The sequence below is a fragment of the Phyllobacterium sp. 1468 genome (genome assembly GCF_031455525.1).
GTDB lineage: Bacteria > Pseudomonadota > Alphaproteobacteria > Rhizobiales > Rhizobiaceae > Phyllobacterium.
The window spans coordinates 1-1118 of the sequence record NZ_JAVDSX010000023.1; the positions used below are offsets into that span (position 1 = coordinate 1).

General features: G+C 59.2%; 1 protein-coding gene. It reads right to left on the minus strand.

Going from position 1 to position 1118, the window contains the following annotated elements; genetic code table 11:
- Positions 1-935 (minus strand): cation:proton antiporter (locus tag J2X72_RS25015; protein WP_310076419.1); only part of this gene is annotated, 935 nt, incomplete at its 3' end.
- Between the last annotated feature and the right edge of the window lie 183 nt (positions 936-1118).

Here is a 1118-nt window from a genome sequence, read left to right on the forward strand (position 1 = left end):
GTCGTGATAACGCCGACAACGACCATTGCAGCGAAACCAAGCGCTCGCTCGAGATCGACACCTGACATCGCCTCAACGATGCGGCGAGCCTGCAAGCCCATCAGCAGGAACGCCACCACATTCAACAAGAACACAACTGTGGTCCACACTGCAAACGAATGTACCCGCATACGCGGGGAATCCTCGACTGAAGCAAGTGTGGCGATCGTCATCGCGCTCGCTACCGTAGCCAGTACTGCCGACAGATGCAACCGTTCAGCGATTAGCCAAGTCGCAAATGCATACACGAATTGGAGCAAAGTGCCGCCGACGGTGTTTTCCGTCGCCGGCCGTAACCGCGAGAGCAGAAACCCGAAGGCGATGCCAAACAGTATCCCACCAGGCGCCGCAGATATCAGTTGGAGCACCGTGACGGCATCCAGTCCACCGCGGGCATGAACAGTCAGCGCGGCACTGAACAGCAGCAGCGCGGTAGCATCGTTAAACAAGCTTTCACCTTTCAGCAGCGCATCCACACGACGGTCGATCGGTAAATTGGACAGGACCGCTGTGGCCGCAGCCGCATCGGGCGGCGCGACAATAGCGCCCAGCGTGATTGCCGCCGCGATCGGTAGACCAACCGTGAGTGCGCTGATCGAGACGACAACGCCCGTCGTAACAAGTACCGCTACGACGGCATAGACGAACAATGGCAGCAGCATGCGTCGGGCCGCAGTCAACGGGAAATCATAGGCCGAGTCGATCAGTACGGGAGCAATGAACAATGCAAGCGCCGTGGGCGGGTCAATCGGGATGCTGGGCGCACCCGGCAACATCGCCACGGCCACGCCCGCGGCGGCAAGGATACCCGGATAAGGCAGGTGCAAACGTCGTGTCACCTGCAACAGCAAGATGGCGACGGCCATGAGGGCAACGAGGGTCTCGAAGAATGTCATAATCGTATAGTAGCAACATTCTGCGCGCGTTGAAGCCGTAACAATTGCCCTGTAAAACTGATGCCGGCAGGCGTTGGAAATGCCGACGCGGAGGCATTTATGGATCACGATTTTGCGATCATCGGCGCCGGTGCTGCGGGTATTGCGACAGCATGCCGGCTGGCGGCAGCTCGCCGTTCAGTG